General features: G+C 65.0%; 14 protein-coding genes. 8 read left to right on the forward strand and 6 right to left on the reverse strand.

The window, feature by feature from the left end; genetic code table 11:
- Positions 1-251: 251 nt before the first annotated feature.
- Together AvAM_RS20005 and AvAM_RS20010 are read left to right on the forward strand one after the other, a co-directional pair.
- Positions 252-1,283 (forward strand): hypothetical protein, encoded by a 1,032-nt coding sequence (locus tag AvAM_RS20005; protein WP_171012347.1) that lies wholly within the window; start codon positions 252-254, stop codon positions 1,281-1,283.
- Between the two features lie 229 nt (positions 1,284-1,512).
- The gene (locus tag AvAM_RS20010; protein ID WP_137748711.1) at positions 1,513-3,303 is read left to right on the forward strand and encodes a lysoplasmalogenase family protein; all 1,791 of its coding nucleotides are present in this window, start codon (positions 1,513-1,515) and stop codon (positions 3,301-3,303) included.
- 33 nt (positions 3,304-3,336) lie between these two features.
- Here the strand turns inward: AvAM_RS20010 and AvAM_RS20015 are convergent, their stop codons facing one another.
- The 4 genes from AvAM_RS20015 to ruvA form a co-directional block, all read right to left on the reverse strand.
- A complete protein-coding gene (locus AvAM_RS20015; RefSeq protein ID WP_137748712.1) occupies positions 3,337-4,200 on the reverse strand; it encodes a hypothetical protein in 864 nt (287 codons plus the stop codon).
- A 29-nt stretch (positions 4,201-4,229) separates the two neighbouring features.
- A complete protein-coding gene (gene ruvB / locus AvAM_RS20020; protein WP_137748713.1) occupies positions 4,230-5,294 on the reverse strand; it encodes a Holliday junction branch migration DNA helicase RuvB in 1,065 nt (354 codons plus the stop codon).
- Between the two features lie 19 nt (positions 5,295-5,313).
- Positions 5,314-6,870: a trypsin-like peptidase domain-containing protein gene (locus tag AvAM_RS20025; protein WP_307722884.1), complete on the reverse strand. Its 1,557-nt coding sequence runs from the start codon at positions 6,868-6,870 to the stop codon at positions 5,314-5,316.
- Positions 6,871-7,320: 450 nt separating this feature from the next.
- Positions 7,321-7,896 (reverse strand): Holliday junction branch migration protein RuvA, encoded by a 576-nt coding sequence (gene ruvA / locus AvAM_RS20030; RefSeq protein ID WP_137748715.1) that lies wholly within the window; start codon positions 7,894-7,896, stop codon positions 7,321-7,323.
- Between the two features lie 93 nt (positions 7,897-7,989).
- Here ruvA and AvAM_RS20035 point away from each other — a divergent pair, with 93 nt between their 5' ends.
- The 4 genes from AvAM_RS20035 (at position 7,990) to AvAM_RS20050 (ending at position 11,721) form a co-directional block, all read left to right on the forward strand.
- Positions 7,990-8,946, forward strand: a complete 957-nt coding sequence (locus AvAM_RS20035) for a PhoH family protein (RefSeq protein ID WP_137748716.1) — start codon at positions 7,990-7,992, stop codon at positions 8,944-8,946.
- 62 nt (positions 8,947-9,008) lie between these two features.
- On the forward strand, positions 9,009-9,467 hold the full coding sequence (gene ybeY / locus AvAM_RS20040; RefSeq protein ID WP_137748717.1) for an rRNA maturation RNase YbeY: 459 nt from the start codon (positions 9,009-9,011) through the stop codon (positions 9,465-9,467).
- Positions 9,468-9,610: 143 nt separating this feature from the next.
- Positions 9,611-10,393 (forward strand): sulfite exporter TauE/SafE family protein, encoded by a 783-nt coding sequence (locus tag AvAM_RS20045; RefSeq protein WP_137748718.1) that lies wholly within the window; start codon positions 9,611-9,613, stop codon positions 10,391-10,393.
- On the forward strand, positions 10,390-11,721 hold the full coding sequence (locus AvAM_RS20050; protein WP_137748719.1) for a nitrate/nitrite transporter: 1,332 nt from the start codon (positions 10,390-10,392) through the stop codon (positions 11,719-11,721). The genes AvAM_RS20045 and AvAM_RS20050 overlap by 4 nt, the downstream gene beginning before the upstream one ends.
- 34 nt (positions 11,722-11,755) lie before the next feature.
- On the opposite strand, the gene dtd is transcribed toward AvAM_RS20050, so the two are convergent.
- On the reverse strand, positions 11,756-12,214 hold the full coding sequence (gene dtd, locus AvAM_RS20055; RefSeq protein ID WP_137748720.1) for a D-aminoacyl-tRNA deacylase: 459 nt from the start codon (positions 12,212-12,214) through the stop codon (positions 11,756-11,758).
- Positions 12,211-13,161, reverse strand: coding sequence for a cation diffusion facilitator family transporter (locus AvAM_RS20060; protein ID WP_137748721.1), 951 nt, complete (start codon positions 13,159-13,161; stop codon positions 12,211-12,213). The genes dtd and AvAM_RS20060 overlap by 4 nt, the downstream gene beginning before the upstream one ends.
- Before the next feature lie 118 nt (positions 13,162-13,279).
- Between AvAM_RS20060 and AvAM_RS20065 the strand changes: the two genes are divergently transcribed.
- Entirely contained in the window at positions 13,280-14,827 is a 1,548-nt protein-coding gene (locus AvAM_RS20065) for a sensor histidine kinase (RefSeq protein ID WP_137748722.1), read from the forward strand.
- Positions 14,817-15,449 carry a response regulator transcription factor gene (locus AvAM_RS20070; protein WP_137748723.1) on the forward strand — a complete coding sequence of 211 codons (633 nt, stop codon included), beginning with the start codon at positions 14,817-14,819 and terminating at the stop codon, positions 15,447-15,449. The genes AvAM_RS20065 and AvAM_RS20070 overlap by 11 nt, the downstream gene beginning before the upstream one ends.
- Positions 15,450-15,463: the final 14 nt, after the last annotated feature.

Consider the following 15,463-nt stretch of genomic DNA (forward strand, 5'->3'; position numbering starts at 1 on the left):
CAATTACTCGTAGGACTGCGTCTCTGACTTCTCTCGCTGTGCTGCTTTCCGCATGCGGAGGAGGAGGGAGCGACTCTCAGCCACCAGCACTTCCAACAATCCAATCTCATCCATCTGACACGTCAGCACCCGAAGGTCATACAGCGGTGTTTAGCGCAACCGTGCATTCCGAAACGCCTCTTACCTACCAGTGGCTTCGAAACGGAGCCCCCATCGCCGGCGCTACTGATAACGTCCTATCCCTTTCGAGCGTGGCTTTAGCGGACTCAGGAGCGAGCTTCTCGCTTGTCGCTACCAACGCCGGGGGCTCCGTTCAATCCAACGCCGCCAAACTGTCAGTGGAGGCGGCCTGGGTTGAAGGAGTTGCGGTTGCCACAGGTGCTTTGGCAAATCTGGCGCAAGCTGAGCGATGCATTGGCCTCAGCAACAGTGGTGATCTGTGGATTTGGAATACGAGCAATCGCGAACTGAGCCGAAAAAATCAGCAAGGTGCTATGGTGCCCTTGCGAGGAACCATAGAACGTCTTGAATTGGCGAGAGACGTGCCGGGAAATCCAGGGTTCAAAGACACTCCATACGATGTTTCGATCCTTGAGCACTCTGATGGCAACCTCTACGTCGCAGAAGTTTATTCAGGCGGCAATGGAATTATTAACACCGTTTGGGGCATGGGAGGGCGAGTTCATCGCGTGGCGCAAAATGGTGAAACAACCCTTATCTACAACTCCGAAAATGCTCCAACAAGAATAACTCCGCACGCCATCGCCGAAGGATTGAATGGAAATATTTTTATACTTAACTTTAACTCCGGCGCCATATTTGAAATCTCCACAACGGGTGTTCTGAAAAAATTTGTGGACACACTGACGCCACCCGATCAAGACATTCCTGCGATATTGGACTATCGAAATTCTTACCGCAGCATGGCAATTTGTGCGGGAGAAATTTTCGTCAGTTTTTCTGGAATCCCCATCGCAGTACACGACTACCGCATTACTCCGGCAAGAGTTATAGAGCCAATCAGCTTTGGGTCACGAGGTGTACTGGGACTGGCCAGTCACGGCGCACAATTATATTTGTTGACCCGAGGGTCTTTCTCATTTTCATATCTGAAGCGCCGAAATGCAGACGGTTCTCTGCAGGACATTGCAGGCGGGTTCGGTGGTGAATTAAGACTTCTGGGGGTCGCGCCGGATGGACGGGTGCTACTTGGGGAAATCGCCCCCCCTGGATCTGAATTTAAATATGGAAAATATTTAATCATCACCCCTCCAAAGCAGTGATACTGCCATAGCCGCGTCAATAACCACACAACGGCGTATAGTCAATTTAGATAACAGCTGCAGCTTGAGATTTGCTTCGGCTTCAGCGATGTACCTCGTTTGTGCGGTCCACGCCGCTCATCCCGGCACGACAGTATGCAACTGCCGCTCGCTCTGTACAAAGCATCCTTAAGGGTTGTTGCGCACACTATCAAGTACATGTTCGGTTGAGAATCATGAGGATTTACTTATGAGCCCTAGCCAGATCATCGTCTTTGCCACCCCGGTCTTCTTCCTGCTGATCGCCATCGAACTGGCCGTTGGCTACAAGCGCCAGCGCAACACCTACCGCCTGGCCGATGCCGTGAGCAGCATCAGCCTTGGGGCTCTCAGCCAGACCAGCGCGGTGTTCACCCGGCTGCTGCGCATCGGCATCTACACCGCCCTGTTCGAGCATGTGGCGCTGTGGCGCAACGATGCCTTCTGGACCAGCCTGCCGGGCTGGCTGCTGGCACTGGTGTTCTATGACTTCTGCTACTACTGGCTGCACCGCATGGGGCATGAATCGGCCGTGCTGTGGGCCGCGCATGCGGTGCACCACCAGAGCCAGGACTACAACCTCAGCACCGCGCTGCGCCAGACGAGTTCGGGCGCGCTGCTGGGCTGGATCTTCTATGTGCCCATGGCGCTGGCGGGCGTACCGCCGCTGGTGTTTGCGATCGTGGCGCTCATCGACCTGCTGTACCAGTTCTGGGTACACACCGAGCAGGTAGGTCGCCTGGGCTGGTTTGACCGCTGGTTCTGCAGCCCGAGCAACCACCGCGTGCACCACGCGGTGAACGACGCCTACCTGGACAAGAACTATGGCGGCGTCCTGATCGTGTGGGACCGGATGTTCGGCACCTTCAAGGATGAAGACGAACAGGAGCGGTGCGTGTATGGCACGCGCGGCTTGCTCAACAGCTGGGACCCGCTGTGGGCCAACGCCCAGGTGTATGCGGGCCTGGCGCACGACAGCTGGCACGCGCGCAACTGGCTCGACAAGCTCAAGGTCTGGATCAAACCACCGGGCTGGCGGCCTGCGGATGTGGCGGAGCGTTTTCCCAAGCCCGCCTTCAGCATGGCGCAGATGCAGCTGTACCACCCGCCCATGTCGCGCACCGTGCAGGGGTTTGCGCTGGTGCAGTTTGGCATCTTGCTGGCCGGGGTGGCGGCCTTCCTGTGGCAGGCCGACGCGGCGCCGCTGACGCACAACGCGATCTGGTTTGCCGTGCTGCTGGTCAGCCAGTGGGCGCTGGGCGCCGTGATGCAGGGGCGCATCGGCATGTGGATGGCGCTGATGCTGCAGAGCGCCGCCCTGGCCACCGCCACCAGTGCGCTGGGGCTGACCGAATGGCACTGGATCTTCAAGCCTCTGACAATGGCGATTGCTATTGTTTTGATAGCTTTTAGCGCTCACCCATTGAGCGGAGAAGGCCATTTTGACCACAAGAACTGGTGGCTGATGGCGGCTGCGCTGGCCGGGTCGCTGGCAGGCGATGTGTTTTTGATGGTTCCGGGTTTCTTCATCCCGGGGCTGGTGAGCTTTCTGGTGGCGCACCTGTTTTATGTGGCGCTGTTCAAACGCGGACAGTGCTGGTTTCCGCACCGGGGCGCGCTGGTGGCCACACTGGGCATTGGCGTGGCGATGTACGCGTTTTTGTGGACGGGTGGCCTGCCGCCCGCGCTGCGAGCACCCGTGGCGGCTTACGTGCTGGTGATTGCGCTGATGGCGGCCCAGGCCATCGGGCGGGCCACCGTGCTGCGCGATGGGCCTGCGCTGCTGGTCGCCATGGGCGCGGGTTTCTTCATGCTGAGCGATTCGCTGCTGGCCACCAACCGTTTTGTGCAGCCCCTGCCCTGGTCGCAGGTGTGGGTCTTGTCCACGTACTACGCGGCGCAGGCGCTCATCGTGGGGGGCTGGCTGCTGGGGCAGCAGACGGGCAACAGCGCCCCCGGCCGTTCGCACCAGGCAACCCCCTCGGCAGCCGCCACGGTCTGAGGCCAACCCGCCGCTGCAGCGGCCCTGCGTGCATCATGCCCGGTGCCGCATGGCCTCCAGGGCCACGCGCGGCAGGTGGAAGATGCCCGCCACGGCTGAGGCCGCAGCCAGCCACAGCAACACGCCGATCCACCACAGGGCCCAGACCCAGGCGTTGAAGTCAGCGGGTGCCGCCAGGGCCTCGGCCTGGATGGCAGGCAGGGCCACACCCGCCAGCCCACGGGCGCCCGCGAACCGCACGCAGGCTTCGCCCCAGACCCACGCGGCAAACGCCGCCAGGCTCACAGCCACCAGCAGCAGGAACAGCCGGGCCAGCCCCAGCCACTTGAGCGCCACCACACTGACCATCAGCGCACCAAACGCCACTGCGATGGCTGCACCCGCCAAAGGCTCCTGCGCCAGCGGCAGGCACACCGGCAGTGCCACTTGCACCGGCCACAACGGCCAGGAAGCCCCCGCTCCCGCCAGACCGCGCCACATGGGCTGCCACGCGCCCGCCACCGCCAGCCCCACGGCCACGGCCGCCAGGCAGAACCCGCTGCCATAGCGCCAGGCGGAACGTGGGTCCACGGGCAGATCGCGCGGCGGGCCCCAGCGCCTGCGCAGCGTGCATACCAGGGCCCAGGCCCAAACCCCGTCGGCCACCAGCCAGACCAGCGCAGGCAAGCCCACCAGGCTCACAGGCGCGCCGATGAACAAAGGCGCCACGCCGTAGCACAGCGTGATGAAGGCGTGCAACACCACGCTGGCGCACGCCAGCACCAGCGCCAAATGCTGCACGGTCCATTGAAAGGGGTTCAGGCCGATCAGGGCCGCGAAGTCTTCGTCCTGCAGCGGGGGGCCGGACTTTTTGCGGGGAGAAAGGTGTTTGCGGCCACGCCGCCGTTGCCGCGCCATCGCCTGCGCTGCCAGCCTGTGCCTGGGGCTCAGGCCCCGAACATATCGGGGTTGCTGCGCTGCGCCGGGGGCTGCAGCCCCAGGTGGCGGAAGGCCGCGAGCGTGGCAATCCGCCCACGGGGCGTGCGCTGCAAAAAGCCCTGCTGGATCAGGTAGGGCTCGATCACGTCTTCGATGGTGCCCGCCTCTTCGCCAATGCTGGCGGCGATGTTGTCCAGCCCCACGGGGCCACCGTCAAAGCGGTGGATCACGGCTTCAAGCAGCTTGCGGTCCATCACGTCAAAGCCTTGTGGGTCCACGTCAAGCATGGCCAGCGCCTTGTCAGCGATGGTCTTGGTGATGCGGCCATCGCCCTTAACCTCGGCGTAGTCGCGCACGCGGCGCAGCAGCCGGTTGGCAATGCGCGGCGTGCCACGCGAGCGGCGGGCGATTTCAAAGCCGCCGTCGTCATCCATGGGCGCGTTGAGCAGGCCTGCGCTGCGCTTGACGATGCGCGCCAGCTCTTCGGCCGTGTAGAACTCCAGCCGCGCGACGATGCCGAAACGGTCGCGCAGCGGGTTGGTCAACATGCCCGCACGCGTGGTAGCGCCCACCAGGGTGAAGGGCTGCAGGTCGAGTTTGATGCTGCGCGCGGCGGGCCCTTCGCCGATCATGATGTCGATCTGGTAGTCCTCCAGCGCCGGGTAAAGGATTTCCTCGACCACGGGCGACAGGCGGTGGATCTCGTCAATGAAAAGAACGTCGTTCTTTTCAAGGTTGGTCAGCAGCGCCGCCAGGTCCTTGGGCTTTTCGAGCACGGGGCCACTGGTCTGGCGCAGGTTGACCCCCAGTTCGGCCGCGATGATGTGCGACAGCGTGGTCTTGCCCAGGCCCGGCGGGCCGAACAGCAGCACATGGTCCAGCGCCTCTTCGCGCTTTTTGGCCGCACCGATGAAGATTTCAAGCTGCTCCCGCGCCTTGGCCTGGCCCACGTACTCCTGCAGCAGCTTGGGCCGCAGGGCCCGCTCAATGGCCTCCTCTTGGGGGGAGCTGGGCGCTGCGGAGACAACACGTTTGGTGGGGGCGGGGGCGAAATCGTCGGTTTGGATGGTCATTGCGCCAGCTTGCTGAGCATTACAGGCCCGTCCACGCGTAGTAGCCAATGCCCTCGTAACGATAGCTGGGAGCATTGGCAATGAGGTAGTCGCGCTCAGCCAAATTTATTGTGTAGAAATGAACGCCCTTGGCAGGCAAATAGAAACGGTACAGGGGCATGCCGCCTGCCGCAGCGCTGGTGCTCGCAAACCAAGTAACACCTTCATACTTGAAGTCTGAATTGCTGCCCAGCAAAGCATCCCTCTCGGCCGCACTGATCGTGTAGAAATGTGCTCCACCCTTGGTTCCATAAAAGCGATACACCGGGCTGTTCCCCGTTTGCGTTATGGCTTGTGCATAGAAAGCCACTCCTTCGTAAGCGAACGCCGGAAATTTTTGCAATGTGTTATCGCGCTCCGCCGGACTGGCTGTGAAGAAATGGGCTCCCGTCGTGCCGTTGTAAAAACGGTACACAGCTACACGGTTGCCGGTAGATGCCACTGGGGGCTGGCCAGTCGAAGGCGACAGCCAATTCTTCATAGCGGCATTGAAGGCGACATCAAACCGTCCGTAGTATTCCGGCGCCGTTGTGGCCGTGCAACTGGAACTGCCGCCATACAGAGTACCAACAACCTGGGAACCGCCCTTGAAAAGTGCAGAACCGCTGCTGCCACTTTCCGTGGTCCCCTGACTCCAGTTCACACGGTAATAGTTGCCGGTGGTGCCGCCACAAGAGAATTGTGTTGCACTGGTCGGAAAGCATGCAGTCTGGCCGCTCACGGCACCCATGCTGAATTTGAGCAAATCGCCACGGGGGTGATGCAAGCCCACGACCGATGCGCCCGTATCAACGGCCGCAGCATCCCACCCAGCAAAATAAGCGCCGGCTGGCGGCGTGTCATTGAGCCTGAGCAGCGCGGTGTCGGTACTGGACGATGCGTAGAGCAATGCAGCACCGTTGACGCGCTTGGTGGTCGCATCCGACAAAGTGCGACTGTTGCATGTGGGCGCCCGATAAAACCAGTCTGTCTGCAAGGACGTTGCTTCAGCTTGCGTCGATATGCAGTGGTTGGCAGTCAGAAAATAAGGCGTCCCCGAAGACTGGCTGTCATTGAGCAAGGTTCCGGTGCACAGGTAGGAATTGCCGTCAGACGTAAACAACATGCGGGCGACTGCATTGCGCTGGTTCGCGTAGGCGTCATAGCAGGTTGCGTCCAGTTGGCACGATGCCGATTCGTTGATCTTGGCCGTCATTTCGCCTTCGGCAGGAACCGACAGGTTCTCGAAGATGTGCGATACACGTGGGACTGAAATGTCCATCGCATCCTCAGACACACCCGGTGGCAGCTCCACTTCCAGCGTTACTTCGTCCGATCCAAGATCGGGAGTCCACCATGTCTGGCCATTCAAGGAGGTGTCGCCCGCCTGCAGGTTCAATTGAATGCGTTGCAGGACTTCCTGGCCAGAAATCTGGAGCACACTCCCGGCGTTGGCTTGGCTATAGACACGCAGCAAGGTTCCGGGAGCCAATTGCTTGGCCACCACGCCGAGACGCAGGCCATGCGCACCTTGTGCCGTGAAACTGATGGCGGCCACGCGAGTGCCATTGGCTGCCGCCGTCCACTGAAACTGCTGCCGAGTCTGCGCAGCTGCCTCGGTGGCAACTACGTCCCGGGACACCCCCACCTGGCGGGGTCCGATTCCGCCAGCGAGAGTTTCCATCTTGGATGGAGCCAGCGCGTCGAGAGTCACCCGTGCAGGGGGGGGAGCCACCAAAGCGCTGCGCGACTTAACGCTGGCAACGCCCTGGTCCGCGCTGGCGGGCTGCACCCTGCCGTCCATCTGCAACACCAGCAAAGACGCGCTGGACGACGCTACCCCTCCCTCAGCTCCACTACCGCCGCAACCTGCCAGCAAGACAACCGCAGCAGCGACAACAGCGCTTACGCGCACCAAAACACCACTTTTCATCGCTTCCCCCTAAAAACTCAAGCGTTAGCCTGCCATTGGACACCGAAACCACCCCACTGGTACAGGCTTATGCCGCTACTTCGCCAACGCCTTCAGCGCCATCTTGATCCCCTCACTCACCCCCACCTCCGCAGGCAGCGCCTTGAGTGCCGCCGCCGCTTCTTTGTCGTTGTAGCCCAAAGCCAACAGTGCCTGCAGGATGTCGGCCTGCGCATCGCTGGTGGCAGCGCCGCGCACGGCTCCCATGTCCGTCCCGAGCTTGCCCTTGAGCTCCAGCAGCAGGCGCTCAGCGGTCTTCTTGCCAATGCCCGGCACCTTGACCAGACGCCCCGCCTCCTGCAGCGAAATCGCCTGGGCCAGGTCGCCCACACCCATGCCGCTCAGGATCGACAGCGCGGTGCGCGGCCCCACGCCCGATATCTTGATCAGCTCGCGAAACGCCTGGCGCTCGGGGGCGGTCGCAAAGCCATACAGCAGCTGTGCATCCTCGCGCACGATGAACTGCGTGAGCAGGCTCACGCGCTCGCCCACAGCGGGCAGGTTGTAGAACGTGCTCATGGGCACATTCACCTCGTAACCGACGCCATTGCAGTCCAGCAGCACCTCGGGGGGATTCTTCTCCAGCAGGGTGCCGGTCAATTTGCCTATCATTGATGTCCTTTTGCCGACGCTGGCGAGCCGCGCGGCATTGCCACACGGCATGCGCCATGTGGCCATTTCCTTTGCCTGACGGGAATTATCAGCGTGATCCTGCGCCACACCTTCACTCCCCACAACAACACCCGGCTGACCCACCTGTGTGGCCCGGCCGACATCCACCTGCGCACCATCGAAGAGGCGCTGCAGGTCAGCATTGCGCACCGGCACGAGCAGTTCAAGGTGGACGGTCCCAAGGCCAAGGCCACCCAGGCGATGGAACTGCTGCAGGCCTTGTACGAGATCGCAGAGCGCCCCATCCCGGAAGACCATATCCAGCTCATGCTGGCAGGCGACAGCGGGTTGCTGGAAGCGCCGGACGACGCCATCGTGCTCAACACCCGCCGGGCCGACCTGCGCGGACGGACTGCCACCCAGAGCCTGTACCTGCAGAACATCGCCACGCACGACATCACCTTCGGCATCGGCCCCGCCGGCACGGGTAAGACCTACCTGGCCGTGGCCAGCGCTGTGGATGCGCTGGAGCGCAGCAGCGTGCAGCGCATCGTGCTGACCCGCCCGGCCGTGGAGGCGGGCGAGCGCCTGGGCTTTCTGCCTGGCGACCTGGCCCAGAAGGTGGACCCGTACCTGCGGCCGCTGTACGACGCGCTCTACGAACTGATGGGGCATGACAAGGTGCAGAAAGCGTTTGAGCGCAACGCCATTGAGATCGCGCCGCTGGCCTTCATGCGCGGGCGCACGCTGAACAACGCCTTCGTGATCCTGGACGAAGCCCAGAACACCACCCCCGAGCAGATGAAGATGTTCCTCACCCGCATCGGCTTCGGATCGCGCGCCGTGGTCACGGGCGACGTGAGCCAGATCGACCTGCCCAAAGGCGCGATGAGCGGGCTGGTGGACGCAGAACGCGTACTGAAACGTGTGAAAGGCATTGCCATCACCCACTTCACCAGCGCCGACGTGGTGCGCCACCCGCTGGTGGCACGCATCGTGGACGCCTACGACGCCCCGCGCCGCGCCGTGGCGGCCCGCAGTCGAGACTAGCGCTTTCATTTTTATAGCAACAAAACAAAACCCATCAGGCGACAGCAGCTAAAAACACTCCTATGCCTCTGAACCAACTCTCCCTGTCGCTGCAGTTCGGCTCTTTTGATGGAGTCGCCGCCCACCGCGCCGTGCTTCCGCGCCACAAGGTCACGCGCTGGATTCGACACGCACTGGCCACCGACGCGGAGATCACCGTGCGCATCGTGGGCGCCGAAGAAGGCCAGCAGCTCAACCGCGAATACCGCCACAAGGACTACGCCACCAACGTGCTCACGTTCGACTACACCCAAGAGCCGGTGGTGACCGCCGACTTGGTGCTGTGCGCCCCGGTGATCGAGCGCGAGGCGAAGGAGCAGAACAAGAGCCTGGAAGAGCACTACGCCCACATGCTGGTGCATGGCACGCTGCATGCCCAGGGCTGGGACCATGAAACGAGCGAGGCCGACGCCGAGGAGATGGAGGCGTACGAGACCGACATCCTGCAAGAGCTGGGCTTTGAAGACCCCTACGCGGCCTGATCGACCGCACGGCTCCCCCGCGACTCGGCGGACAGCCTACTTTTCAAGGCAGCTTTAAAACGCAGCTGCAGGCAAAGCAGCCGCACCTTTTACAGTCGCAATCCGGACTCAACAGCCCAGAATCTCCACCTAACATCGGTGCAATGCCGCGCGCGCCACGCCGTGGCCAAGGAGATACTTTGGAAACCGCCCTGCTCGTCACCGCCGCCTTCATCGCCGGCGCCCTCAATGCCGTTGCCGGAGGCGGCAGCTTTCTGACCCTGCCAGCCCTCGTCTTCACCGGCGTGCCCCCCGTGGTGGCCAATGCCACGGGCACGGTGGCGCTGTTGCCGGGCTACATGGCGGGGGCATGGGGGTTTAAGGAGGATATGCAGCCGCCGCCCGGCCTGTCCATGCGGGCGGTGGTGCTGCTGGCCCTTATTGGCGGATCGGCCGGGGCTGCGCTGCTGCTGATCACGCCCGACGCCACCTTCCGCAAGGTCGTGCCCTGGCTGCTGCTGGCGGCCACGGCGATGTTTGCGCTGGGCCCCCGGCTGCGCCAGTGGGCCGGTGCGTCTGCCCATGGCCCCGCCGCGCCGTGGAAGGCGGCCCTGGGCATGCTGGCGGTGGCGGGGTATGGCGGCTACTTCAACGGCGGGCTGGGCATCTTGCTGCTGGCGCTGTTTGGCCTGCTGGGGCAAACCCAGCTCAACGCCATGAACGGCATGAAGAACCTGGTCTCGGCCCTGCTCACCGCGATTGCGGTGGCCATCTACGCGGCGGGCGGCATCGTGTTGTGGCCCCAGGCGCTGATGATGATGGTGGCCGCCACCGCCGGCGGCTACGGCGGCGCCCGCGTGGCGCGCAAGCTGCCTGCCAACGTGCTGCGCTGGGGCATCGTCGCCACCGGGCTGGTGATGGCGGCGGTGTTCTTTTGGCGGCAGTGAGCGGTAGCCCCTCGGCCCCGCCGACAACGCCCAGGTCCACGCCTGCGGCGGCATCGGCACCTGCGCCGACACCCACGGCAGACAGCGGCCGCCCGCCGACGCGCGTGCTGTGGGCCATGCTGCTCACGCTGCTCAGCGGGTTTGCGCTGAGCCAGGCGTTTCGCACCACCACCGCCATCCTGGCCCAGGGGCTGACTGCCGAGTTCGGGCTATCGCCGGGTTCGCTGGGGGCCTTTGCCGGGCTGTTCGGCCTGTCGTTCGGCGTGGCCCAGTTGCTGATGGGTGTGGGGTTGGACCTGTGGGGCCTGCGGCGCACGGTGCTCACCGCCTTCCCGCTGGCGATTGGCGGGGCCGCGCTCTCGGCGGCAGCGCCCGGCTATGCGTGGTTGATGGTGGGCCAGCTGATGATTGGCGTGGGCTGCTCACCCGCGTTTCTGGCCTGCACGCTGTTCATTGCGCGGCATTTCCCGGCCGACCGGTTTGCCTACCTGTCGGGCGTGGCCATGGGTGTGGGTGGGCTGGGCCTGCTGTTCACTGGCACACCGCTGGCCTGGCTGGTGCAGCACGGCGGCGGCTGGCGCACTGGCTATGCCGTGCTGGCAGTGCTCAGCGCGCTGTCGTGGCTGCTGATCTGGCTGCGGGTGCACGAGCCCGCCCCGCTGGTGCCGCCCCCGGCGCAGCGCGAAAGCTGGGGCCAGGCGCTGCTGGGTTTTGGCCAGCTGCTCACGGTGCCGCACACCTGGGGCATCCTGCTGCTGGGCATGTCGGGCTACGCTGCATTTTTGTCGCTGCGGGGCCTGTGGCTGGCACCGCTGCTGATGGACCGCTACCACCTCACGCTGGTGGACAGCGGCAACGTCGCGCTGGGCCTGTCGCTGATTGCGCTGTTTGCCCCCGGGCTGGCAGGTCGGCTGGACCCGGGCGTCGGCCGCCGCCGATGGTGGATTGGCAATGCCTCGCTGCTGATGGCCGGGCTGTTCGCGCTGCTGGCCTTTTTGCGGGTGCACCCTGCGGCCAGCGTGGTGCTGATTTTGCTGATGGGGCTGCTGTCGGGCTACGGCGTGTTGCAGTACGCCGATGTGCGCGCCTCGTACCCGCCCGCGCTCACCGGCCGGGCCTTGTCGGCCTACACGATGGCGATGTTCCTGGGCGTGGCGCTGATGCAGTGGTTCACCGGCATCGTGGCCACCGGGGCGCAGCGCCTGGGCTGGGATGCGCACACTGCGGTCATGCTGGCGATTGCGGCCTGGCTGGCGCTGGCGTCGATGGCGTTTCGGGTGTTGCCTGTGTCGCCAATGGTTTCGTCACAAAAAACAGACCCAAAATAGCCTCTACCGCCTGTCCATCAAGCGCTAGCAGCTATCAATTTTGATGCACTGCAGGTGGCATCCGCAGCGGTATCGTCACCGGCCCGTCATTGACCAAATGCACCTGCATGTCGGCCGCAAACTGGCCGGTGGCCACCACGGGGTGGGCTCGGCGGGCTTGGGCCACCAGGTAGTCGTAGAGCCGCCGCCCTTCATCGGGCGCCGCCGCCTGGGTAAAGCTGGGGCGGTTGCCGCCGGTGGTGTCGGCCGCCAGGGTGAACTGGCTGACCAGCAGCAGGCCTCCATCAACATCCTGCACGCTCTGGTTCATCTTGCCCGCAGCGTCCGAAAAGATGCGCAGCTTGAGGATCTTGGCCAGCAGCTTGTCGGCCTCGGCCTCGGTGTCGCCGCGTTCGGCGCACACCAGCACCAGCAGGCCCGCGCCGATGGCGCCCACGGTCTGCCCGTCCACATCCACTCGCGCTTCGCGCACACGTTGCAATACGCTGATCACTTCACGGCATCCTTCACATCGTCACGGGGGTCGTCGAAATGCGCCTCCACATCGGTGGGCAGCAGCTCGATGGTGGCACGCAGGCCGGGCACGGCGGTCATCAGCGCGCGCTCGACCTGGCCGCGCAGCTCGGCGGCGTGGCGCAGGGTCCAGTGCGCAGGCATGTGCAGGTGCATGTCCACAAACTGGCGCTGGCCCGCGCGGCGGGTGGAGACATGGTCGAAGCGCACAGCGCCCGGCGCCTGGGCCGCCACAAACTGCTGCAGCGTGGCGTCGATGGTGGTCTGCACCTCGGGCTCCACTGCCGAATCCATGAGGCCCTGGGACGAGCGCCACACCAGCTCCACGCCCTCTTTCAGAATGTTCAGCGCCACGGCAATGGCCGCCACCGCATCCAGCCACAGCCACCCGGTCAGGGCCGCGCCCGCGATGCCCACCAGCACGCCAGCCGAGGTCCACACATCGGTGACCAAGTGGCGGGCATCGGCCTCCAGTGCGATGGAGCGGTGCTCGCGCGCCGAGCGGAACATCACCCAGGCCAGCAGCCCGTTGAGGGCCGAGCTGAGCACCGACAGCCCCAGGCCCCAGCCCACCTGCTCGATGGGTTGCGGGTCGAACAACCGGTGGCCCGCAGCCCAGAAGATGCCGGCCGAGACGCCGATGATGAGGATGCCCTCGAAGCCCGAGGAGAAATACTCGGCCTTGTGGTGGCCGTAGGGGTGGTCATCGTCGGCCGGGCGCTGGGCCACCGTCACCATGGCCAACGCAAACATGGCGCTGGCCAGGTTCACAAACGACTCCATCGCATCCGACAGCAAACCGACCGAGCCCGTGACCACCCAGGCCAGCGTCTTGAGGGCGATGGTGACTGCCGCCACAGCAATGGACGCCCACAGCAGGTTGCGGGGCGAAAGCCAGGGGTGGGATGTGGTGGAGGCGGCGGACATGGCGGTAGGTGAAGAAGCCGAAGCAGTGGCCAACAGGCGAATCAGAAATTACACCAGAGCCACCTTAAGCGCGGTTTAACTGCAGGCCCCGGCGTGGGCCCCATGCCAGAATCCGCGCATGTTCCCCGCCTGGCGCCGCCTTCTGCCCCCACACGCCCTGCACCTGCCCAGCCTGCTGCTGTGGGTGCTGGTGGCCGGCATTGGTTGCGGCTGGCTGGTGGTGGACCGCCTGCAGCAACTGCACGCGGCGTTCGAGACCGACGCACGCATCGTGCACCGGCTGCTGAGCCAGCGCGTGGTGCAGCACGACGCCATCATGGCCACGCTGGCGCTGCTGCAGCCTGCTGCCGCTGCGGCGGATGGCCCGCACAACGCGGCATCGCCCCTGCCCCGCCTCCCGTCGGTGTACCCACAGATCCTGACCGTGCTGCAGCGCTCGGCCCACAGCGACTGGCCGCCTACGCTGCAGGCCGAGCTGGCAGCGGCAGAGGCCACATCACGGCGCACCGGCCACGCCGCGATGGCGGGGCTGAACCTGCCCGCAGGCCGCTTCTACCTGGTGCTGGCGGGCACACCGGCCAGCTACGCGCTGCACATCGACCTGCGCGCCACCATCCCCATCGACGAGTGGCCCATGGACATGGCCACCAGCCCGGTGCGCGTGACGCTGGAGCAAAGCGGCACGGCCTTTGTGGTGCAGCCCGGCCAGGCCGACCCGGGCAGCGGCATCCGCACCTACGACTTTCACAAACTGCTGGCCGCTGCCAGCCAGCCGCTGGACGTGGTAGCACGCCGCAGCGTGAGCCTGCACGAACTGCCCTGGTGGCGCATGCTGGGCTGGTGCCTGCTGACCGCAGCGCTGTGGGCCACAGGCCGCGCCCTGTGGCGCCAGCGCGTGGCACGCCAGCGGGCCGAAGAGCTGTTGCGCCTGGGCCAGGTGGCGCGGCTGAACACGCTGGGCGAACTGGCCGCAGGCATGGCGCACGAGCTGAACCAGCCGCTGACCGCGCTGCTGTCCAGCACGCAGGCCGCCCAGCGCCTGCTGGCCGACGACCCGCCCGATCTCGACACCGCACAGACCGCCATGGCCCGCGCCGTGGAGCAGGCGCGCCGCGCATCCACCGTGGTGGGCCGCCTGCGCCGCCTGGTGGAGCGGCCCGACCTGGCAGGCCAGGCCCAGTCCCTGGCACTGCCCACCGCCGTGCAAGACGTGCTGCATCTGCTGGAGCCCGAGCTGGCGCAGCGCGGTGTGGTGCCCGAGGTGTTGGCAGCCGCAGACCTGCCCCCGGTGCTGGCCGAACCCGTGGCCCTGCAGCAGATCATCCACAACCTGCTGATGAATGCGCTGCAGGCGCTGGAGCAGGTGCCGCCCGCAGAGCGCCAGCTGCGCCTGAGCATGGCGCGCGCGGAAAGCGGGCGGGTGACCTTGTCGGTGCGCGACCACGGCCCCGGCATCCCGCCCGAGGCGCGCCAGCACCTGTTCGAGCCCTTCTACACCACGCGCACCGGCGGGCTGGGCCTGGGCCTCACGCTGTGCGAGAGCCTGGCGCAGGCCATGGGCGCGCAGCTCGCCCTGGCGCCCGAAGCCACGCCCCCGTCCACCGCCCAGCGGGGTGCCGAGTTCGTGCTGACCCTCTCTGCTGCTCCACCCGCCGATGAACGATAGCGCCCCCTCCCTCTCGCCCCTGATCCACCTGGTGGACGACGATGCCGCCGTGCGCGAGGGCCTCTCCCTGCTCATCAGCACCGTGGGCCTGCGCGTGCAGACCTGGGCCGACCCGCAGTCGTTCATAGCGGGGTTCGACCGTGCCAGCATCGGCGCCATCGTGCTCGATGTGCGCATGCCCGGCATCAGCGGCCTCACGGTGCTGGAGCAGCTGCTGGCCCAGGGCGTGGACCAGCCCGTGATTTTGCTCACCGGCCACGGCACGGTGGAGATGTGCCGCCGCGCGTTCAAGACCGGCGCGGCCGAGTTTCTGGAGAAGCCGGTGGACGATGAGGTGCTGATCGAGGCACTGCAAAACGCCGTGCGCCAGCATGTGCGCTCGCGCGAGCGCCACCAGGCCGACCAGCAGGCGCGCGAGCGTTTTGCACAGCTCTCGGCCCGCGAGCGCGAGGTGCTGGGGCTGATCGTGGAGGGGCTGACCAACAAGGAAATCGGCCGGGCGCTCGAACTCTCGCCCCGCACCGTCGAAACCCATCGCGCCAACCTGTTCGCCAAGCTGGGGGCCGAGTCGCTGGCGCAGCTGATCCGGCGCTATGCGGCGCTGGTGGATGCCGCATCCTGAATCGGTCGGCAAAG

This window comes from Acidovorax sp. NB1 (assembly GCF_005405905.1).
GTDB lineage: Bacteria > Pseudomonadota > Gammaproteobacteria > Burkholderiales > Burkholderiaceae_C > Acidovorax.

Excerpts from the sequence above, each read along its gene's own strand:
- AvAM_RS20045 (WP_137748718.1), top strand. The coding sequence starts at position 9,611 with ATGCCGCGCGCGCCACGCCGTGGCCAAGGAGATACTTTGGAAACCGCC.
- AvAM_RS20010 (WP_137748711.1), top strand. The coding sequence starts at position 1,513 with ATGAGCCCTAGCCAGATCATCGTCTTTGCCACCCCGGTCTTCTTCCTG.
- AvAM_RS20015 (WP_137748712.1), bottom strand. The coding sequence starts at position 4,200 with ATGGCGCGGCAACGGCGGCGTGGCCGCAAACACCTTTCTCCCCGCAAA.
- ybeY (WP_137748717.1), top strand. The coding sequence starts at position 9,009 with ATGCCTCTGAACCAACTCTCCCTGTCGCTGCAGTTCGGCTCTTTTGAT.
- AvAM_RS20065 (WP_137748722.1), top strand. The coding sequence starts at position 13,280 with ATGTTCCCCGCCTGGCGCCGCCTTCTGCCCCCACACGCCCTGCACCTG.
- AvAM_RS20070 (WP_137748723.1), top strand. The coding sequence starts at position 14,817 with ATGAACGATAGCGCCCCCTCCCTCTCGCCCCTGATCCACCTGGTGGAC.
- ruvA (WP_137748715.1), bottom strand. The coding sequence starts at position 7,896 with ATGATAGGCAAATTGACCGGCACCCTGCTGGAGAAGAATCCCCCCGAG.
- ruvB (WP_137748713.1), bottom strand. The coding sequence starts at position 5,294 with ATGACCATCCAAACCGACGATTTCGCCCCCGCCCCCACCAAACGTGTT.
- AvAM_RS20060 (WP_137748721.1), bottom strand. The coding sequence starts at position 13,161 with ATGTCCGCCGCCTCCACCACATCCCACCCCTGGCTTTCGCCCCGCAAC.